Origin of the sequence: Maricaulis sp., from assembly GCF_015665295.1 — a bacterium.
Taxonomy (GTDB): Bacteria; Pseudomonadota; Alphaproteobacteria; order Caulobacterales; family Maricaulaceae; genus Maricaulis.
This window is the reverse complement of record NZ_JADFAJ010000001.1, coordinates 170,042-190,119: the sequence shown is the minus strand read 5'-3', so window position 1 is coordinate 190,119 and position 20,078 is coordinate 170,042. Positions and strand designations below refer to the sequence as shown.

Below are 20,078 nucleotides of genomic sequence, written 5' to 3'. Positions count from 1 at the left end.
ATCAGGCTCCGAAGGTTTCTTTGGCGATGATGTTGCGCTGGATCTCGTTCGATCCGCCAAAGATCGAGAGTTTGCGATTGTTGAAGTAGTTGGCGGCATTCGACGCGGCTTCCGCCGGTGCGATGGCGTAATTGCCGATCACGTCCTCAGACGGGAAGGGCGCCGCTGTGGCGCCCAGGGCTCGACGGGCCAGGTCGTTGATGGCCTGGCGGATGACCGTGCCCTTGATCTTCAGCATGGAGGAGACCGAGCCCTGCGCGTCTGCGACGCCGGACAGCATGCGCAGATTGGTCATGCGCATGGCCTCGAGGTCGATCTCCACCTCGGCAATCTTGGCGGCAAAGATCGGGTCCTGGGCCAGCGGCTTGCCCTTGCGCTTGACCTTGCGGGCCAGCGATTTGAGCTGGCTGAGGGCTTCGCTGGAGGCGCCGACACCGGCGATATTGGTTCGCTCGTGACCGAGCAGGTATTTGGCGATGGTCCAGCCCATATTCTCTTCACCGACCATATTGGCGACGGGAACGCGGACATCGGTGAAGAAGACCTCATTCACCTCGAAACCACCCTCGATCAGCTTGATCGGGCGCATCTCGATACCCGGCGTGTCGAGATCGACGAGGATGAAGGAAATGCCCTCCTGGCGCTTGCCCTCGGTCGAGGTGCGCACAAGGCAGAAGATCTTGTTGGCGAACTGGCCCAGCGTGGTCCAGGTCTTCTGGCCATTGATGATGTAATCGTCACCGTCGCGGATGGCGCGGGTCTTCAGGCTGGCCAGATCGGAGCCGGCGCCCGGCTCGGAATAGCCCTGGCACCACCAATCCTCACCGGACAGGATGCGTGGCAGGATCGTCGCCTTTTGCTCTTCGGTACCGAACTTGATCAGGACCGGACCCAGCATGCTGAGGCCGAAGGGCACCGTGCGCGGCGCATTGGCGCGGGCGCATTCCTCTTCGAAAATGTGCATGCGGACCGAATCCCAATCCGTACCGCCATGCTCGACCGGCCAGCCGGGCGCCAGCCAGCCGCGGCTGTTCAGCGTGGCGTGCCAGGTCTCCAGGTCAGTCTTGTTGAGGTCGCGGCCATTGCGGACCTTGGTAGCCAGTTCCTCGGACAGATTGTGCCTGAGGAAGTCCCGGACTTCGTGGCGGAAGGCCTCTTCCTCGGGGGTGAAATTCAGATCCATCTTGTCTCTCCTCGCGCCGTTTATCGACCGCATCCCTATCGAGAGCGGGGCCCGGTCTTGTGCCAGGTCCGTGCCGCTTTCGATGACTGGGTATGTATGTAAATCAAAACCCGCCGGTGTGAATAGTGCGCACCTGCAGCATTTGGTGCGGCGGTGCGGCGCAGGCGAGGGTGATTCAGGAGGATGTCTTGCGGTCGGGCGGTGCGGCGCGCGGCTCAGGCCGAGACGAGAAGGCCACGTGATTCAAGCGCGTCGCCCAGGGCGGCCTTGCCGGTGAACAGTTCGGCATCGAAGCCATGCGCCCGTGCCGCATCGACATTGGCCTTGCGGTCATCGAAGAAAACGACTTCGTGCGGCGCATGCGGCAGGCGGGCCTCGGTGAGCGCATAGATCGCCGGATCCGGCTTGATCACACCCTCATGCGCCGAGACGATGACGTCCTTCATATGGCGCATCTGCGGATAGAGGCGATTGACCGGCTCGACCCATTCGGCCGGCAGGTTGGTCAGGGCGTATTGCGGCACGCCATGGGCGGCGAGGGCATCCATCACCTGGGGTGTGCCGTCGACGGCGCCATCGAGCATCTGTTCGAAACCGCTTTCCCAGGCGCGAATGGCGTCCTCGAGATGCGGGTATTCCTTGATCAGCGCGATCCGGTTCTCGGCCATGGGCACACCGCGATCATGGGCGGCATGCCACTCCATCGTGCAGACATTGTCGAGGAAGTGGCGGCACTCGGCGTCGGAGGCGAAAAGCTTGGAGTAGAGATAGGCGGGCGACCAGTCCAGAAGGACGTTGCCGAGATCCCACAGAACGGCTTTCGTCGTCATGGCCATCTCCTCAACGCAAAACCCGCGCACCTTTTCGATGCACGGGGCAAGCGGTGTAAAAGCTGATTGGCGGGCGCGCCTTTCAAGAGGCGCCGCCGACGCGTCGACTAACCGGCGCGCGCCTTGAAGCGCGGATCGGTCTTGTTGATCACGTAGACGCGGCCACGGCGCTTCACGACCTGGCAATCGCGGTGGCGGTTTTTCAGCGATTTGATCGAGCTGCGGACTTTCATCGTGTGGCCTTCGCGTTACAAGCGTAATTCAACGGAGCGCGGGAGATACTGGAGCATTTGCGGCCTGTCAACGTGCCAGATGCGCGAAATCTGCCTGTCTTGCAGCCCCGCCCGGGCTCAGATTGCCGCGCGTCCACGATGCCCTACTCTTTGACGCGAGACAGGGAGAGCCTCGCATGACCCGCAAGACCGCAGCCGATTTCGATCCGCGCATCCTCGATCTCTTCGATGGCTACGTGCATGGCAAGATGAGCAAGCGCGACTTTTTGCGCCGTGCCGGCCAGTTCACCCTCGCGGGTGTGACCGCGTCAGCCGTCCTTGCGGCGCTGCAGCCTGATTATGCGCTGGCCGAGCAGGTCGCACCGGACGACCCCGACATCCTCACGGAGCGGGTTCGCTATGCGTCTGCCGACGGGCATGGCGAGGTCAGTGGACTGATGGCGCGGCCGGCGGCCGCCGGACCGTTTGGTGCGGTACTTGTCGTGCACGAGAATCGCGGCCTCAACCCCTATATCGAAGACGTCGTGCGACGTTGCGCCAAGGCGGGCTATCTGGCGCTGGGTCCGGACGGGCTCAGCTCGCTCGGTGGTTATCCGGGCACGGATGATGAAGGGCGCATCATGCAGGCCAGTCTCGATCCGCAGCGCCTGCTCGCCGATTTCTTCGCCGGTTTCGAGCATCTCGTCGGACATCCACTCTCGACCGGCCGGGTTGGCGCGGTCGGGTTTTGTTACGGCGGTGGCGTCTGCAATGCGCTGGCGGTGGCCTATCCGGAAATGGCGTGTTCGGTGCCGTATTACGGTCGCCAGGCGGCCGTAGAGGACGTCCCGGCGATACAGGCACCGCTGCAGCTTCACTATGCCGGCAATGACGCACGTATCAATGCCGGCTGGCCTGACTATGAGGCAGCGCTGAGGGCCGGCGGCAAGGCATTCGAGGCGCATCTCTATCCGGACGTGAACCACGGCTTTCACAATGACACGACGCCTCGCTACGATGCCGCTGCGGCGGCGCTGGCCTGGTCGCGCACGCTGGACTGGTTCGGCCGGCATATCGGCTGATCAGACGTATCGGAGCTTCCATGACCCACAGCCTTGTCCTGCCCCGCCTGATCCGGACCGGATCCGGTTCCCTGGCCCAGATCGGCGAAGTGCTGGCCCTGTGCGGCGTGACGCGTCCACTGATCGTTACCGATCCGACCATGGTCGCGCTGGGCTATGCGGGTCGTCTGCACGACGCCCTTCGGAGCGCGGGCCGGCGCTGGGGCCAGTTCGGAGACACCGAACCGGAGCCAACCGAGACGTCGGTCATCGCGGCGGAAGAGGTGCTTCACGGCGGCTGTGACGGTCTGCCGTTCGACGGGCTGGTCGCGCTTGGTGGCGGCAGCGCCATCGACACCGCCAAAGCGCTGGCCGTGCTCGGTCCGCATGGCGGTCGCATGCGCGACTACAAGGTGCCACGCATGGTCGATGAGCCGGGCCTGCCGGTCATCGCCATTCCGACCACGGCAGGCACAGGCTCGGAAGCGACGCGGGTCACGGTGATCACCGATCCGGAAAATGACGAGAAAATGCTGTGCATGGGCCTCGGCTTCATGCCGGTGGCGGCGATACTCGATCCCGATCTGACCCTGTCCCTGCCCAAACGCGTCACGGCCGATACCGGGATTGACGCGCTGACCCATGCCATTGAGGCCTATGTCAGCCGCAAGGCGTCGCCTTTCTCCGACCAGCAGGCGCTTGCCGCCATGCGCCTGATCGCCCCCAATCTGCGTCGCGCCTTTCAAGACGGGGAGGATCAGGAGGCCCGCGAGGCCTTGCTGATCGGAGCCTGTTTCGGCGGTATCGCCTTTTCCAATGCCTCGGTGGCGCTGGTGCACGGGATGAGCCGGCCGATCGGCGCCTTCTTTCATGTGCCGCACGGGCTTTCCAACGCCATGCTCTTGCCCGCGGTGACGAGCTGGTCGATCCCGGCCGCGCCGCGTCGCTATGCCGAGTGCGCCCGGGCGATGGGTCTGGTCGGCGAGACGGTGGCCGACGACATGGCCAATGCGGCACTGCTCGACGAATTGCGGGCGCTCAATGACGAGCTCGGCGTGCCGACGCCGGCCGGCTTTGGTATCCAGCTCGAGCGCTGGCAGCAATTGCGACCTCTCATGGCCGAGCAGGCGATCGCGTCAGGTTCGCCCGGCAACAATCCCCGCATTCCAACCGCTGACGAGATCGTCGCGATCTATGATGAGGTTTGGGAGTAACAGTGCGACTGCCTCGGCCGTGTCTTACAGCTTCGAAAGTTGCCCGGACCGGACACGCTCCATAGTGTGCGCGGCATGACAGGCTTGGGTAATACGGGTGCCGCCGTTCTGGCGGCCTTTTTCGTGGCTGCGTCCGCTGCATCGGCGTACGAGCCCGGTTCGATCGATGTCGATGTCGAGCTCGTGCTCGCCGTCGACATTTCCTACTCCGTGGATGAGGAAGAGGCTCAGCGCCAGCGCGAGGGCTATGTCGCCGCGCTTGCGTCCGAGGATGTGATCCGCTCGATCCAGGGCGGTCCGCTCGGCCGGATCGCCGTCACCTATGTCGAGTGGGCCGACAGCGGGCACCAGCGCGCTGCGGCGGACTGGACGGTGATCGGATCGGAAGCGGATGCGCTTGCCTTTGCCTCGCGGGTTGCGGCAGCGCCTCTCGAACGCGGCCACTATACCGCGATCGGCGCAGCACTGGCCGATGCGGTCAACCGAATCGAGACGAATGCTTACAATGCGCCCCGCCTGATCATCGACATTTCCGGTGACGGTCCGCAGAATCAGGGGCTGCCGCTGGACCAGGCGCGGGCGATGGCGGATGCGGCCCAGGTCGTGGTCAACGGTCTGCCGGTCATATCGTCTGGCAGTGGCCGCTGGGTGCGTCCGGTCGAAGTTAATCTGGATGATTATTTCCGCGACAATGTGATCACGGGTCCCGGCGCCTTTGTGCTGCCGGCGCGGACCGAGGCCGAATTCCGCGAGGCCATTCTGCGCAAGCTTGTCATCGAGATCGCCGGTGCCCTGCCGTCGCCGGGCGAGGTCGATGCCGAATATGGCGCCAGCGTAGGCCGCGCCCCGTGATACCCGGCCTGTCGACCTTTCGACCTGCCCTTCTGACGGTTGCGGCCTGTCTCCTGCTGGGTGCCAGCGCGCGCGAACCGGCGCCGTGGGTCGAGGAAGCCCGGTCGCATGAATTCACCGAAGACGGCCGCGAGCGGGTCGATCTCGAACTGGTGCTCGCCGTCGATGTATCCTCCTCGATCGACGAGACCGAGGCGCGTCGCCAACGCGAGGGTCATGTCGCGGCGCTCGCCGATCCGGACATCATCTCTGCCATCCAGAGCGGCGGCTATGGGCGCATCGCTGTCGTCTATCTGGAGTGGGCTGACGCCGACTTCCAGCGCGTCGTCGCGCCGTGGACGGTGATCGAGACAGAGGAAGACGCCCAGATATTTGCCGCCACGCTCGCCACGGCCCCTTTCATTTCCGGTCGCCGCACCGCCATCGGCGCTGCCATCGACAGTTCGGTGACCCTGATGGAGGAAAACGCCTTTGAGGGCGTGCGTCAGGTCATCGATATCTCTGGCGATGGACCGCAGAATTCCGGGCCGAGCCTCAGCCTGGCGCGGAGCCGTGCCGACACCGCGAACATCACGGTCAACGGCTTGCCGATCGCCAATGTTCGACAGCATCCGTTTCGGCCCTCGGTCTCTATCGATGTCAGCGCCTATTTCGAAAATCAGGTGATTACCGGTCCCGGTGCCTTCATTTCGCCCAGTAATGAGCATGATGATTTCGTGGACGCGCTGCGGCGCAAGCTTATTATCGAAATTGCCGGGCTCGATCCCACCCGTTTCCTCGAGCCGGCCGTGCGCGTGAGGAATGGATGATCCATCGACTGCTTGTACTCGCTGCCAGTATTTGTCTGATCACGGCCGGTGCGACCGCCCAGCCCGAGGGTGAAAGCTTCGCCGACTGGCTCGGCGGATTCCGGGTCCGGCTGGTGGCGTCCGGAGTCGAAGAGGCGACCGCTGCGGCGATGCTCGACGGGCTGCAGCCGGAAATGCGGATCATCGAGCGTGATCGCAGCCAGCCGGAATTCGTCCGCCCGCTCTGGTCCTATCTCGATATTGCCGCGTCCGACCTGCGCATTTCCAATGGGCGTGCCGCTATCTCGGAAAACCGGGATGCAGTTGACGATATCGCGGCGCATTTCGGTGTACGGGCGGAGATCCTGATCGCGATCTGGGGGCTGGAAAGCTCCTATGGTGCCATTCCCGGCAATAATGACATCGTGCAGGCGCTCGCGACCCTGGCCTGGGAAGGCCGCCGCCGCGCCTGGGCCGAGGCCCAGCTCTTTGCCGTCGCCGAAATGCTGGAGTCCGGCTATGCGACCCGTGCCCAGCTGACCGGCTCCTGGGCCGGCGCGATGGGCCAGATGCAATTCATCCCGACGACCTATCTCGAGCGCGCCCATGACTGGGATGGTGACGGGACCCGCAATATCTGGACCGATCCGCACGACGCGCTGGCGTCCGCCGCCAATCTCCTCGTCCGTGAGGGCTGGCGTGCCGGTGCCCCGACGATCCAGGAAGTCCGTGTCCCTGAGACCTTCGACTTCGCAGCCTGGGATCCCGACCAGTCGCGCCTGGTCAGCGAATGGGCGATGCTCGGCCTGACACCGGCTGCCGGCGAATGGCAGGCCGACCATCTGATGCGGGCAGCGCGGCTGGAGCTGCCGGCTGGCGGGCAGGGGCCGGGCTTCCTGACCTTCCCCAATTTCCGCGTCATCAAGCGCTATAACAACTCTACTTCCTATGCGATCGGAGTGGCCCATCTGGCCGACCGTATCGGCGGGGGAGCGGCGCTGGTGGGCCCATGGCCGGAGGGCAATCCGCCGATAAATCGCAGCCAGACCCGTGACGTCCAGGCCGCGCTGAACGCGCTCGGCTTTGCCAGTGGAACGCCGGACGGTCTGGCGGGACCGAATACCCGTGCCGCCTTGCGCGGTTTTCAGCGAGCCAATGGCTTGATCGCGGACGGGTATCTGGGTCGGACCATGTATGACGCGGTGATTGCCGCTCAGGCCGCTCAGGCGGAGTGACGGCGCGGGCCCAGGTTTTCAGCGGCCTTTGCCTCTGAGCCCGCGATGTCGGCGCGCAGGCGGGCCAGCAGGCTGGCGAGTTTGCGCGGATCGATAGGTTTGGCCAGATGGCGGTTCATGCCGGCGGCCCGGTATTCGGCTATCTGGTCCGTCAGGACATTCGCGGTGACGGCGACCACCGGCACGCAGGAGCGGTTTTCCCGGAGTTGCAGCTGCCGGATCCGGCGCGTTGTCTCGATGCCGTCCATGTCTGGCATCTGGACATCCATGAGGACCACATCAATATCGCCTCGCATCTCGACCGCGGCGATGGCCTCAAGCCCGCTCTCTGCCTGGATGACCTCGACATTATGCTTGGCCAGCATGATCTGCAGGACCAGCCGGTTGGTCGCGACATCATCAACGATCAGGGCGATCAGGCCGCGGGATTCGTCCGCGTCGACCTGTTCACTTGCGGCGGGGATGGCGGGTGGTTTGGTGCGAGGCAGGTCCAGAACGACTGTGAAGATCGAGCCGCAACCCTCGCGGGAGCGCACCGAGATGTCGCCGCCCATCATGTGGGCCAGATGATGGCAGATCGGCAGGCCCAGGCCCGTGCCGCCATAGGAGCGGGTGGTAGAGCTGTCGGCCTGGGTGAAGGGCGCGAAAATGCTCTTCAACTTGTGCGCGGGAACGCCGATACCGGTATCGGCCACACAGATCTCGACCCGATCATGACCGGGCGTGTCGGCGGCCGAGCAGCGTACCGAAACCGTGATCGCACCGACCTGGGTGAATTTGATGGCATTGCCGACCAGATTACTGAGAATCTGGCGCAAGCGGGTCGGGTCGGCCAGATACCAGCCCTCGGCGCTTCGGTCGATCGAGGCGTCGAGGTGGAGCCCCTTTTCCTCACAGGCGGGGCGGAAGGCCGACACCGTCCAGTCCAGCGCCTGACCGAGCGAAACCTCGAGCGCCTCAAGTTCAAGCTCGCCAGCTTCAATCTTTGACAGGTCCAGCACATCATTGACAACTGACAGGAGCAGGTCGCCGGAGGCCGCGATCGTGCCCACCATCTGGCTCTGGCCATCATCCAGCTGGGTGTCCCGCAGCGCGGTGGCCATGCCCAGGACACCATTCAACGGCGTTCGGATCTCGTGACTCATCTGAGCCAGGAACACCGACTTTGCCGCATTGGCACGATCCGCCGCCTCGCGCGCATCCTGCAGGCGTGTCATCGTGCGGTTGATCGCGCGGGCTGCCGGCCGAAAGATCAGAAAGGCTTCCAGACAAAGGGTCAGAATGGTCAGGATGAAGGCGACCCATTCCAGACGCCGGAAATTCGTCACGCGATTGGCTGCATGGGCTTCAAAGGCACCCGTGGCCGCGTTGAGCCGGGGCAACACGTCCTGCGAGGCGAGGAAGAGGGCGGCGACGGCGTCAACCGCGAAGCCATCCGCCCGCGTCTGTTCGGCCCACTCGATCAGATTGCGGCTCTCACGATCCACCTGCCAGGGCTCGCCGTAATAAACGGCGGCGAGAGCCGACTGGGTGTTGGCGGCTGCAAGCAGATCGTCATGCGAGTGCCGAAACAGGTCGAGCGCGGCGTTGAACTCGGCCATCTCCGTAGCCCCCGGCGCAATCGGATGGTTGGCCAGAAGGGCAAGGCGCTGGCTTAACATGCGTTGGCGCCCGGCGTCATTGATCAGGCGACCATCATCCTCGGCCTGGTTCGCCGCGAATTGACTAAGCGCGAGCAGGCAGACCGCCAGAGCTGCGATCAGACTCAGCGCGAAGGCATAGCGAAGGGTCAGTTTCTGGCCGGTCATGAGACTCGCGCGCAATACCGCTTGGAACGGTTATCGGTAGCGCAAGATGACTAACGGGGTGTTGAGACCGGCTTCTTGCACGGGTCAGACGTCCGGCTCGACCTTGACCACCTCGACCGCGCTGCGAATGCCCGGGTGATACCAGGCGATGAGCGCAGCGACGACGCTCAGTACGACGGCCACATAATACGGCACGACATGGCCAAGCTGGTTGTACATGAACAGGCCGCCGACCGGACCGATGATGAAGCCCAGACCGGCAGTTGCGGTTGTCAGTCCGGCGGCACGGCCCTGTTCCTCTGGCAGGACGGCAATCGAGGCGCCGCCGACGAAGCCCGAGCGTGACAGGCCGAAGGCAAAGCTGATCAGGATGTAGGCGGTGACGATGCCGGCATAATTCGGTGCCACGATCATCAGGGCAAAGCCGGCAATCGTGATCAGGGCACCGATCGACATCAGCACGCGCGCACTGGCCTTCATCGCCGGGATAACGACCAGCTGGGCGACGATCAGGGCGCCGGCTCCCGCCGCCAGGGCAATCGCCGACATTTGCAGGCCCTGGGCTTCGTCCAGTCCCAGCGAGTCCATGATGAAAAAGGCTAGGGTCGACAGGCTCAGTGACTGCACGATCCAGGTGACGCAGCCATAGCCGACAAAGGGCGCGATGCGCGGGTCGGCAGCAAAGGCGAATTGTTTGAACGGGTTGATGGGCCGGTTCTGCTGTTTCGGCGGTGATTGCTCCGGCAGGTAATGCCAGACGGCCCAGGCGCCCAGCGCGACCGTGCCCGAGATGATCACCATGAAGATCGGTACGCCGACCAGTTCCACCAGGGTGGCGGCAAGGGTCGGGCCGATCACCGCGCCCATGCCGAAAGCGGCAGTCAGGCCGGCCAGTGCCTCGGTGCGTTCGGCGGGCGAAGTCCTGTCGGCGACATAGGCCTGGGCCGCCGGGTTGGTTGCAGAACCCAGCGAGCCGAACAGGGTGCGCGCCAGCGCCATGGCAAAGATCGCGGCGAGGGGCGGCACCCAGCCGCTCTCACCCGCCCAGGCGGCTGCCGCGAAGATCAGGGTCGAGCAGGCAAAGGCCGACAGGCCGAAGACGATGAAACCCTTGCGCCCGCGCCGGTCGGACAAGGCGCCCCAGATCGGCGTCATGGTCATGAAAAGGACAGCGGACACGGTGTAGATCGCCCCGACCCAGTATTCCGGCACGGTCAGCCCGCGCGCCAGCGGTGGCAGGATGGCGAACAGCATGTTGTTGCCGATCCCGGTCGCCATCAGGCAGAGAAACAGCAGGCGAAACGCCTTGCGGCGTTCGGCATGGCTGGACGGATTTGCGGGATCATAGGGCGGCGTCATGGCGGCAGATGTAGACCGCGTGTCCGGGACCGTCCAACGCCAAAACCGATGGTTGGCCATGTGAATCTGCTGGGGCGGCGGGTAAACAGCCGTCTAACGCCGGTTCAACCCAACATTAAGCTTAACCCGTCATAGTGCGGTCAAATCGGGTGGAAAAACCGCCCGGAAAGCGTGGTGGACGGGTAAATGTTTCAGATTATCGGCATTGTCGTCGTTTTCGTGATGGTGTTTGGCGGCTTTGCGCTCGCTGGCGGCCATTTCGATGTCATTCTGAAGGCCCTGCCCTTCGAAATGATGATGATTGGCGGCGCCGCCGTCGGGGCTTTCCTGATCGGCAACAAGCCGAAAACGGTGATGAAAACCCTGGGCGATCTCTCCAAGGTCTTCACCGGTCCCAAATGGAAAGGGCAGGACTATACCGATCTCCTGTCCTTGTTGTTCCTCCTGACTAAGACAATGAAGACAAAAGGGGTTATCGCCCTCGAAAGCCATATCGAGAACCCCAAGGAAAGTTCGATCTTCACCCGCTTCCCGCGCATCATGAAGGACCATTTCGCGGTCGATTTCATCTGCGACACGTTGCGCATGATGACCATGAACCTCGAAGACCCGCACCAGGTCGAGGACGCGATGGACAAGCAGCTGGAAAAGCACCATCACGAAGCCGCCGACCCGGCCCACGCCATGCAGACCATGGCCGATGGCCTGCCCGCACTTGGTATTGTTGCGGCTGTGCTGGGCGTCATCAAGACGATGGGCGCGATCGAAAGCCCGCCGGCAGTTCTGGGCGGCTATATCGGCGGCGCGCTGGTCGGAACCTTTCTTGGCGTGTTCATCGCCTACGGTTTTGTCGGTCCTTTCGCGGCCTATATGCAGGCCGTCTATGATGAAGAGCACGCCTTCTACAAGATCATCCAGGATGTGCTGGTCGCCCATCTGCACGGCAATGCTGCCCAGATCTCGGTCGAGATCGGTCGCGGTGGCGTGCCCTCCAAGATGCAGCCCAGCTTTGTCGAGCTTGAGGCCGCGCTGGACGCTATTCCCGCCGAAGTCGCCTGATTCAACAAGGCACACACGGGTTCCTGGCGCGGAGTTGAAAGGCTCCGCGCCATTGTTTTTTGTGCAACCGCTTACCAAGTCGGGGCTGGCAGACGCTGGATTTGGGTTTAGAAGGTCGGCATGAAAATCAAGGATAGTGAACTTCTCATCGTGCCGGGTCTCGGCAACGCCTCGCCATTCCACTGGCAAAGCCGCTGGCAGGACAAGATGTCGACGGCACGCCGCGTCGAGCAGGATGACTGGAATCGCCCCCGGCGCGAGGCTTGGGCCCAACGTCTGATCGATGAGGTCGCGAAAGCCGAAAAGCCCGTCATTCTCATTGCGCACTCGGTCGGTGTACTCACCGTCGCCCACGCGGCTCCGGCCCTGGGCGACAAGGTTGCCGGTGCGTTCCTCGTGGGGGCTTCGGACTGGGAGCGTCCCGAACTCAAGGACAGGTACGGCGATCACGGCTTCGATCCGGTGCCGCGTGAACCGCTCGGCTTTCCCGGCCTGATGCTGGCCAGTTCGAATGATCCGACCTGCAATCTCATGAAGGCGGAAGCCTGGGCACGCGATTGGGGCGTACGTTTCGGCAATGCCGGCGAGGCCGGACATTTCGAGGCCGAGAGTGGTCATGGTCCCTGGCCGGAAGGTCTGATGGCCTTCGCCAAATTCACCCAGTCTCTCGGTGCGACGCCGGAATGACGACCGACGGGCTCTACTGTCAGCCCGCCGTGCTCGACTGGTCTGCCGACGGCGGCCCGCGTGCCAGCGATTATGGGGATGTGTATTTCTCGGCTGAGGATGGGCTGGAGGAAACGCGTGCCGTGTTCCTGCGCGCCTGCGGCCTGCCGGAGGCCTGGGCGGGGCGACGGAATTATACCGTTGGCGAGCTGGGTTTCGGGACCGGTCTCAACGCGCTGGGCCTGTGGCAGCTCTGGCGCGACAACCGCCCGGCGGACGGTTGGCTGGACCTCGTCTCGATCGAGAAACACCCGCTCGACCGCACCGCAGCGGCGCGGGCCTTTGCCGCCTGGCCGCAACTCGCCGGACTCGCCGGTTGCCTGTTGGCACAATGGCCGAGCCGTCTTAGAGGGCCGCAGCGTCTGGTTTTCCCCGAGGACCGTTTCGCCATCACGGTTTTCCAGGACGAGGTTGAGGCGGCGCTGGCGCAGATCGAAGGGCCGGTCGACGCCTGGTTCCTGGACGGGTTCGCGCCGGACCGGAATGCCGCCATGTGGTCGCAGCCCGTCTTCGACCGGATTGGTGCCCTGTCAGCCCCGGGCGCACGGATCGGAACCTTCACCGTTGCCGGCTTTGTCCGGCGGGGTCTTGCCGAGGCCGGGTTCGCCGTTGCCAAACAGCCGGGCTTCGGCCGAAAACGCGAACGACTGGAGGCGATCTGGCCCGGAGAGGCGGTTGCACGGGCACGGCCGCTCGAGGGTGGTCCGGTTGCCGTGATCGGCGCCGGCATCGCGGGTGCCAGCCTGACTCATGCCCTGACCGCGCGGGGTATCGACACAGTCCTGATCGACCAGCCCGGCGCGCCCGGCATGGCGTCGAATGCACCTGCCGGCCTGTTGACGCCGCGCCTGGAAAAGGCCGACCGTCCGCATGTCCGCGCCACAATGGCGGCCTTCGATTTCGCGCGCCGGCTCTATGATGGCCGCGACGGGTTTCACGCCGACCCGGTGATCCGCCTGCCCCGGGATGAACGCGAGGCGGCGCGCTTTGCTGTGCTCGCCGCGTGGTTGCCTGACCATCTCGACTGGCAGGGTCATCAACTCCTGATCCGCTGCGGCGGACGGTTTGAACCGTCGCGTCTGGTCGCTGGCCTGATTGGCGGATGCGCCCGCCAGGACTGGCAGTTCCGGCGTCATGAGGCCTCGGCTGACGGGGTGCGCCTGTTCGACAAGGATGATGTGTGCCGACTTGAAGCGGCGCACCTGGTCATCGCCACAGGCGCCGGAAGCGCGGCGGTCTGCAGCGACGTTTCCGCGAGTGCCGGACAGGTCGCGGTGTTCGAGGGGCGGGCGCCCGAGGCGCCGGTCAGCTGGGGCCATTACGCGTGCAGGGCCGGGGCGGGCGTGCTGGTCGGCGCGACCCATGTTCGCGGCGAACGGGCGGCGCCCGATGAGGCGGCTGAAGCCGGCTTCCGGCAGGCCGTGGCGGCGCGAATGCCACGGCTGGCGCTGGGTGATGTTTGCGAGCGCTGGAGCGGCGTGCGGGCCTCAACACCGGATCGCCTGCCGATTGTCGGCGCGCTCGACCAGCGAGTTTCAATACTGTCGGGCCTCGGCTCACGAGGCTTTGCACATGCGCCGCTTCTGGCCGAAGACCTGGTCAGCCGCTTGAGTGGTGGCGCATCGGTGCTGGCAATGGACGGGCGGGTGGCGCTGGCGCCGCAACGCTTTGCCCAGCGGCGCGCCCGGAAAGCCGGTCAGACGACGGGCTGATAGTCCGGCGCGTCGGTTGATCGGAACTGCACCATGGCGATCGGGCAGGAAGTGACCAGGCAGGACACATCCAGATCGAAATCAACGCCATGCGACCGCGATATCTCGACTGCGACGGGTCCGATCGAGACCGAAACCGACGCGCCAACGGCATAGGGCAAGGCAACCGGCAGGCCGAGCGCGCTGCCGAACAGACCGGCGATCAACGCTGATTTCGTCACCATCTCGTCACCCTTCAAGCCACCGTCTCGATCTGAGATGCCGCCGATCATGCGATTGGATGCAGGGTCATCGCAAAAATCCGGCGCGGGTTTTGCACGGCACGCGGGCAAGCGCGCGATCTGACGCGTATCGAGACAAGAGTGGTGCCGCATGGTCATGACTACGGGTGAGAGTTTCGTCGATCGGCGTTCCGGTTCGCGACATGTCTGGTTCTTGAACTCGGCGTTCGACAAGATCAGCATGGATGTTGCGATGCGCAGGATTACCGAGCGCGACGCCGCCAGCCCGTTTGCCTTTGTCGTCACGCCCAATGTCGATCATCTGGTCCGGCTTGAGACCGACACCGTGCTGGCCACGCTCTACGCGCAGGCCTGGCTGACGGTGTGTGACAGCCGGATCCTCGAACTGATCGGCAAGATTTCCGGCGAGACGATTGACGTCACACCAGGCTCCGACCTGACCGCCCGCCTGTTCGACACCGTCATCGACCCTGAGCTGCCCATCACCATTATCGGCGGCGACAAGGCCGTGATCAACGCCGTCACCGAGCGATATGGCCTGAAGGATGTACGCTGGCACGAGCCGCCCATGGGGCTGCGTCAGAATCGCGAGGCTGTAGAAGCCTGCGCGAAATTCGTCGCCGACAATCCGTCGCGCTTCACGTTTGTCTGTGTCGGTTCACCGCAACAGGAGATGATCGCAGAAGCCTGTCTCGACCGCGGCGACTGCACGGGGGTCGGCCTGTGCGTCGGGGCCTCGCTGGACTTTCTCGCCGGTGCCGTGGAGCGCGCGCCGGTCTGGATGCAAAAGGCCCGTCTGGAATGGCTGCATCGCCTCGCCCAGGAGCCCGCCCGGATGTGGCGCCGGTATCTGGTGGAAGGCCCGAAGATTGTGCTGCTGTGGCGCCGCTGGCGCAAAACCCGCCATTCCATGCGCAAGCTGGAACTGGCGCTCGGCTCGCCCGAACGCACCAAGGAACGCAATCTCCATCTGCGAATCCGCAATCTGGAGCGCCAGCTCGCGACGCGCGACTGATCCCCGCCGATTGCCTTTCACGGCCGTGCGGCATAGCGTCCGCGCCGTGATGGTTCCCTCACGGGAATAATAGGGAAGCTGGTCAGGCCGCGAGGCCAAGTCCAGCGCTGTTCCCGCAGCCGTAGGCGGTGAGCGGTGAAGCAAGAGGCCACTGGGGGCGATCCTGGGAAGGCGCTTCATCTGCATTGACCCGCAAGCCGGAAGACCTGCCGTCACTGTCGTCTGTCCGCTCGTGCGGGAGCTCACGAGACCGGCGCGGTGATACCCGTTTTTGACGACTCCTTTGCACCCAGCCGGTGACCCGTGCGGGAACCGGCGCCCATGCTATGGAGACGCGGCATATGCGTATCAAGAACTGGCACCGGCTTTGCCTGGCGGCCACCTGTCTTTGCCTTCCCGGCCACGTCCTGGCCCAGGATACTGGCGACGAGGATGTCGTCTTTGTCACGGCGGCGCGAATTGCGCTGCCGGCGGACCAGGCAACATCCAGCATCACCCTGCTTGATGCCGACATGCTGCAGGCGCGTGGGGCCACTTTCGCGGCCGACGCCTTGCGGGCTGTACCCGGGCTCGCGATTTCACGGTCCGGTGCGCCGGGCTCGCTGACCCAGATCCGGGCGCGCGGCGCCGAGGCCAATCATGTGCTCGTCCTGATCGACGGGGTCGAGGCCTCCAACCCGTTCACCGGCGAGGCGGATTTTTCACACTATGTCTTCGACGACCTGGCTTCGATCGAGGTTGCGCGCGGCGAGCAGTCAGCCCTCTGGGGTGCCGATGCGATCGGCGGCGTGATCCGGCTCAACTCCGTCCGGCCGGATGGAGGAATCGATGCCGGCCTGCGGCTTGAGGCGGGCAGTTTCGATACGCGGCGGGTCAGCTTCCAGGGCGGGGCCGAGCTGGGCGAGCACTGGCTCACAGCCAGTTTCAGCAATTATGCCAGTGACGGGATCGATGTCGCCGGACTGGGCGGTGAGACCGATGGCTACGACAATACAGTCATGGCGGCTTCCGGCGGCTATCGTTTCAGCGAAACGGTGCGCGTCGAAGCTTCCGTGCGCCGTATCGAAAGCGGCTCCGATTATGACAGCGACACGGATTTCGACGGGCGGCTCGACAATGTCGACCTTCATACCGTCAGCGAGACCGTGCTCGGGCGCATGGCCTTGCTGGGTGAACAGACCCTCGGCCAGGTTCGCTTCAGCCACGAGGCTGCCGCGCAACTCACCGATGACACGGCGCAATCGCTGACAGCGGGCACCCGGACTTCGCGGGCGCTGGGGCAGCGGCTTCAGGCCCACTACCAGGTGACCGGCCATTGGGAGACAGGACCGTTTCGACACCGCCTCACCGGTCTGGTCGAGCGTGACCAGGACCGGCTCAAGTCCGATTCCGGCCCCGCCGCCGGGTCGAACCAGAGCCGGCAACTGCAGTCCGATGCCCTTGCACTCGACTATGGATTCTCGCGCGGCAACCTGGATCTGACAGCATCGGTCCGCCGCGAGGCCCACAACCTGTTCGAGGATTCAACAACCTGGCGCGTCGGGGCGGGCTGGGCGCTTGACGGCGTCGATGGCCGCCTGCGGGCCAGTTTCGGCGAGGCGGTCAAGAACCCGGGCGTCTATGAGCTGTTCGGCTTTTTCCCGGACTTCTTCGTCGGCAATCCCGGTCTTGAACCGGAACAGTCGAAAGGCTGGGAATTCGCCTGGGACCAGACCCTGGCCGATGGCGCCGCCAACCTGTCGGTCAGCTATTTCAGTTCGGAACTGGAAAACGAGATCTACACCGACTTCTCCGCTTTCCCGTCGACGGCGCTGAATGCCGGCACGCAGTCCGAACGTCGTGGCGTTGAGATTTCCGGCTTCTGGTCGATCACTGTCGACTGGTCGCTATCCGGTTCGCTCAGCCTGCTTGAAAGCGAGGAAAACGGTGTTGCCGAAATCCGGCGCCCCGAGCGCCTGGCCTCGCTGACCCTGGCCTGGGCACCGGTCGACGGACCGGTGTCGGCGTCCGCGACACTGGATCATACCGGCGATCAGACCGATACCGATTTCGGGACCTATCAGCCTGTGAGGCTGGGTGCCTACACCCTGCTGGGTGGCCGGGTCGGTCTGGATATCCGGCCCGGGATCGAAATCTATGCGCGCGGGGAAAACCTGCTCGACGAGGAGTATCAGGATGTCTTCGGTTATCACACGCCGGGTCGTGGCCTGTATCTCGGCCTGCGCCTCAGTCATGGCTAGTCCGGCCCTGGCCCAGGAGGTGACGGCGCATGCCGGCATAGCCTCGGCCTCGCTGTGTGCCGACGCCTACGTGCTGGCGGTGGTTCCGATGGAGTCGATTGCCGCCCTGTCCTGGCAGGTCGACCAGCCGGTCTCGTCCGCCCCGCCCTGGTCGCGCGGCCTGCCCAAGGCGTGGCCGGATGCGGCGCGCCTGCTGGAACTGGCGCCGGACCTGACCGTTTTCGGAGCCGGAGAGGCCGGGCGAACAGGTCGCCTGCTGGAACAATCCGGGCGCGACGTGTTCGAACTGGCCTGGGCGGATGATTTCGACGCTGTACGCGGCAATCTCCGCGCGCTGGGATCGGTCCTGGGTCAGCCGGATCGGGCACAGTCCGCGATCGCGGAGCTGGATGCCCGGCTTGCGGCGCTTGCGCGCCGGGCGAGCGGGCGCGAGCAGGCGCCGCGCATGGCCTATCTCAGCGCCTCGGGCGGATCGGCCGGCGCGGGTACCTATGTGGATGCCGCGATCGCGGCGGCCGGCGGCATCAATGTCGTTGCGGAGCGCGGCGCTGCCGGCTGGACCCGGTCCGACCCGGAATTCGCCCTCACACTCGAAGCCGACATCGTCCTGACAAGCTTCTTCATCGACGGCTATGCCGGCACTTTCAACAGGGCCCGGCGGCATGCCGCCTACCGCCGCTTGCTGGATCATCCGGACCGGGCCGAGATCCCGGCCGGGCTGTGGCCGTGCGCGGGTCCGCGCCTGATTGACGCCGCCGAGCTCATCGCCGACGCGATTGACGCCTGGGAGGCGGATCGATGACCGGCTGGCAGCTCAATGCCCTCTTGGGCACTGTCCTGCTCCTCGCCTCGCTTGCTGCGGTCTTCGCAGCCAGCGGGGGGGCCGGACCGGCCGCCCTGTTCGATACAAGTGGCTCGCTGGATGCGCTTGTCCTGCGAGAATTGCGCCTGCCGCGGGTTATTCTCGGGATTTTGATCGGCGCCGGGCTTGGCGCAGCCGGGGCGGTGCTTCAGGGCTTCTTCCGCAATCCGCTCGCCGATCCCGGTGTGGTCGGCGTGTCCGCCAGCGCCGGGCTCGGCGCCGTGGTCTGCCTGTATTTCGGACTTTCGGCGAGTTTCGCGCTGGCCTTGCCAATGGCCGGTGTTGCCGGTGCAGCGCTCGGCGTCGTGTCGCTGTTCGTCATTGCCGGGCAGGGCGCGACAGCCACAACGCTTATCCTGGCGGGGGTCGCGGTGAACGCTGCAGCCGGGGCCTTCACCGCCTTGTTGATGAATCTTGCTCCCAATCCCTGGGCGCTCGCCGAGATCGCGTACTGGCTGATGGGGTCCTTGAACGACGCCAGCTGGACCGAGGTCGGTTTCGCCGCTCCGGTGATCCTGACCGGTCTGATCATGCTGGCGCCGCTCGGTCGCGGTCTGGACGCGCTGGGGCTGGGCGAGGAGACCGCCCGCTCGCTGGGGATCGGGCTGGGCCGGCTGCGACTGGCGGTGATCATGGGTACAGCGCTGGCCGTCGGCGGCGGCGTCGCTGTGGCCGGGGCTATCGGCTTCGTCGGGCTTGTGGTGCCGCACGTCCTGCGACCCTTCGTTCAGCACCGGCCCGGCGCGCTGGTCCTGCCGTCAGCACTGGGCGGCGGCCTCCTGATCGTGCTCGCCGACCTTGCCACCCGGCTGTTCTCCGGCCCGGGCATTCCGCTCTATCTCGGCGTCCTGACAGCCCTCATCGGCGCGCCCTTCTTCCTGTGGCTTGTCCGGCAATCCCAGAGGCGCGCGCCATGACACGCCTTTCCCTCGACGCCATCAGCTATCGGCCCGGCGATGCCGGCCTGTTCGATACGTTGACACTCGAAATCCAAGGACCGGCGCTGGTCGCGCTGGTCGGGCCGAACGGTGCCGGGAAATCCAGCCTGCTGCGCCTTGCTGCCGGGCTGGCGCGTCCCGCGACCGGCGAGGTCCGTCTCGACGGGCACGGGCTGGCGTCGGTCGGCGAGACGGAGCGGGCGCGGTCCATCGCCTACCTGCCACCGGATGGACGGACGGCCTGGCCGATTTCCGCCCGTCGCCTCGTCGCGCTTGGACGTATCCCGCATCTCAAACCGCTACGGAGGCTGACGGCGGACGATGAAGCGGCTGTCGACCTTGCGCTTGAGCGGACCGAAACCAGCCATCTCGCGGGGCGCGGTTTCGACACCCTGTCGTCGGGTGAGCAGGCACGGGTATTGCTGGCGCGGACACTGGCCGTGGCGGCGCCGGTCATACTGCTCGACGAGCCGACTGCTGCGCTTGATGCACGCCACCAGCTGGGCGTGCTGGAAATACTCGCCGCCGAGGCGCGGCGCGGCGCTATGGTAATTGTCGCCCTGCATGCACTCGATCTGGCCGTTCGCCATGCCGACCGCATTATCGCGCTCGACAAGGGCCGCGTGGTCGCGGACGGAGCGCCCGAGCGGGCGCTGACCGCCAGGGTTCTGGCCGATGTGTTTGGTGTGGAGGCGCCGGATGGGCTGATGGCCGGGGGGCTTCGTCTCAAACGCTGAAACTG

Annotated in this window: 19 protein-coding genes and 1 riboswitch; of the genes, 13 read left to right on the top strand and 6 right to left on the bottom strand. The window is 65.0% G+C overall.

The window, feature by feature from the left end; translation table 11 throughout:
• Position 1 precedes the first annotated feature (1 nt).
• From QZZ02_RS00880 to ykgO, 3 genes are all read right to left on the bottom strand, one after another.
• Complete coding sequence (locus tag QZZ02_RS00880; protein ID WP_291841643.1) at positions 2-1,183, bottom strand: acyl-CoA dehydrogenase family protein; 1,182 nt, start codon at positions 1,181-1,183, stop codon at positions 2-4.
• A gap of 215 nt (positions 1,184-1,398) precedes the next feature.
• Positions 1,399-2,013 carry an HAD family phosphatase gene (locus tag QZZ02_RS00875; protein WP_291841642.1) on the bottom strand — a complete coding sequence of 205 codons (615 nt, stop codon included), beginning with the start codon at positions 2,011-2,013 and terminating at the stop codon, positions 1,399-1,401.
• 107 nt (positions 2,014-2,120) lie between these two features.
• Positions 2,121-2,246: a type B 50S ribosomal protein L36 gene (gene ykgO, locus QZZ02_RS00870; protein ID WP_011644457.1), complete on the bottom strand. Its 126-nt coding sequence runs from the start codon at positions 2,244-2,246 to the stop codon at positions 2,121-2,123.
• A 176-nt stretch (positions 2,247-2,422) separates the two neighbouring features.
• Between ykgO and yghX the strand changes: the two genes are divergently transcribed.
• From yghX to QZZ02_RS00845, 5 genes are all read left to right on the top strand, one after another.
• Positions 2,423-3,307 carry a YghX family hydrolase gene (gene yghX, locus QZZ02_RS00865; protein WP_291841640.1) on the top strand — a complete coding sequence of 295 codons (885 nt, stop codon included), beginning with the start codon at positions 2,423-2,425 and terminating at the stop codon, positions 3,305-3,307.
• Positions 3,308-3,327: 20 nt separating this feature from the next.
• On the top strand, positions 3,328-4,500 hold the full coding sequence (locus QZZ02_RS00860; RefSeq protein WP_291841639.1) for an iron-containing alcohol dehydrogenase: 1,173 nt from the start codon (positions 3,328-3,330) through the stop codon (positions 4,498-4,500).
• Positions 4,501-4,575: 75 nt separating this feature from the next.
• The gene (locus QZZ02_RS00855; RefSeq protein ID WP_291841637.1) at positions 4,576-5,352 is read left to right on the top strand and encodes a DUF1194 domain-containing protein; all 777 of its coding nucleotides are present in this window, start codon (positions 4,576-4,578) and stop codon (positions 5,350-5,352) included.
• The gene (locus tag QZZ02_RS00850) at positions 5,349-6,161 is read left to right on the top strand and encodes a DUF1194 domain-containing protein (protein ID WP_291841636.1); all 813 of its coding nucleotides are present in this window, start codon (positions 5,349-5,351) and stop codon (positions 6,159-6,161) included. The genes QZZ02_RS00855 and QZZ02_RS00850 overlap by 4 nt, the downstream gene beginning before the upstream one ends.
• Entirely contained in the window at positions 6,158-7,375 is a 1,218-nt protein-coding gene (locus QZZ02_RS00845) for a lytic murein transglycosylase (protein ID WP_291841635.1), read from the top strand. The genes QZZ02_RS00850 and QZZ02_RS00845 overlap by 4 nt, the downstream gene beginning before the upstream one ends.
• Here QZZ02_RS00845 and QZZ02_RS00840 read toward each other — a convergent pair.
• Both QZZ02_RS00840 and QZZ02_RS00835 read right to left on the bottom strand, forming a co-directional pair.
• Positions 7,363-9,183, bottom strand: a complete 1,821-nt coding sequence (locus QZZ02_RS00840; protein ID WP_291841634.1) for an ATP-binding protein — start codon at positions 9,181-9,183, stop codon at positions 7,363-7,365. The two genes, QZZ02_RS00845 and QZZ02_RS00840, sit on opposite strands and share 13 nt — an antisense overlap.
• An 84-nt stretch (positions 9,184-9,267) precedes the next feature.
• Entirely contained in the window at positions 9,268-10,602 is a 1,335-nt protein-coding gene (locus QZZ02_RS00835) for an MFS transporter (protein WP_291841633.1), read from the bottom strand.
• A gap of 126 nt (positions 10,603-10,728) precedes the next feature.
• Here QZZ02_RS00835 and motA point away from each other — a divergent pair, with 126 nt between their 5' ends.
• From motA to mnmD, 3 genes are all read left to right on the top strand, one after another.
• Positions 10,729-11,601, top strand: a complete 873-nt coding sequence (gene motA, locus QZZ02_RS00830) for a flagellar motor stator protein MotA (RefSeq protein ID WP_291841632.1) — start codon at positions 10,729-10,731, stop codon at positions 11,599-11,601.
• A gap of 120 nt (positions 11,602-11,721) precedes the next feature.
• Positions 11,722-12,288: an alpha/beta hydrolase gene (locus QZZ02_RS00825; RefSeq protein WP_291841631.1), complete on the top strand. Its 567-nt coding sequence runs from the start codon at positions 11,722-11,724 to the stop codon at positions 12,286-12,288.
• Positions 12,285-14,039, top strand: a complete 1,755-nt coding sequence (mnmD, locus tag QZZ02_RS00820; RefSeq protein WP_291841630.1) for a tRNA (5-methylaminomethyl-2-thiouridine)(34)-methyltransferase MnmD — start codon at positions 12,285-12,287, stop codon at positions 14,037-14,039. Before QZZ02_RS00825 ends, mnmD begins: the two co-directional genes overlap by 4 nt.
• On the opposite strand, the gene QZZ02_RS00815 is transcribed toward mnmD, so the two are convergent.
• Entirely contained in the window at positions 14,024-14,263 is a 240-nt protein-coding gene (locus QZZ02_RS00815; RefSeq protein ID WP_291841629.1) for a hypothetical protein, read from the bottom strand. The two genes, mnmD and QZZ02_RS00815, sit on opposite strands and share 16 nt — an antisense overlap.
• Before the next feature lie 148 nt (positions 14,264-14,411).
• Here QZZ02_RS00815 and QZZ02_RS00810 point away from each other — a divergent pair, with 148 nt between their 5' ends.
• From QZZ02_RS00810 to QZZ02_RS00790, 5 genes are all read left to right on the top strand, one after another.
• Positions 14,412-15,296 carry a WecB/TagA/CpsF family glycosyltransferase gene (locus QZZ02_RS00810; RefSeq protein WP_291841628.1) on the top strand — a complete coding sequence of 295 codons (885 nt, stop codon included), beginning with the start codon at positions 14,412-14,414 and terminating at the stop codon, positions 15,294-15,296.
• A 33-nt stretch (positions 15,297-15,329) separates the two neighbouring features.
• Positions 15,330-15,525: riboswitch (cobalamin riboswitch) on the top strand.
• Positions 15,526-15,637: 112 nt separating this feature from the next.
• Positions 15,638-17,536, top strand: a complete 1,899-nt coding sequence (locus tag QZZ02_RS00805; protein WP_291841627.1) for a TonB-dependent receptor — start codon at positions 15,638-15,640, stop codon at positions 17,534-17,536.
• The gene (locus QZZ02_RS00800) at positions 17,472-18,338 is read left to right on the top strand and encodes an ABC transporter substrate-binding protein (protein WP_291841626.1); all 867 of its coding nucleotides are present in this window, start codon (positions 17,472-17,474) and stop codon (positions 18,336-18,338) included. The genes QZZ02_RS00805 and QZZ02_RS00800 overlap by 65 nt, the downstream gene beginning before the upstream one ends.
• On the top strand, positions 18,335-19,315 hold the full coding sequence (locus QZZ02_RS00795; protein ID WP_291841625.1) for an iron ABC transporter permease: 981 nt from the start codon (positions 18,335-18,337) through the stop codon (positions 19,313-19,315). Before QZZ02_RS00800 ends, QZZ02_RS00795 begins: the two co-directional genes overlap by 4 nt.
• The gene (locus QZZ02_RS00790) at positions 19,312-20,073 is read left to right on the top strand and encodes an ABC transporter ATP-binding protein (RefSeq protein ID WP_291841624.1); all 762 of its coding nucleotides are present in this window, start codon (positions 19,312-19,314) and stop codon (positions 20,071-20,073) included. Before QZZ02_RS00795 ends, QZZ02_RS00790 begins: the two co-directional genes overlap by 4 nt.
• Positions 20,074-20,078 lie beyond the last annotated feature (5 nt).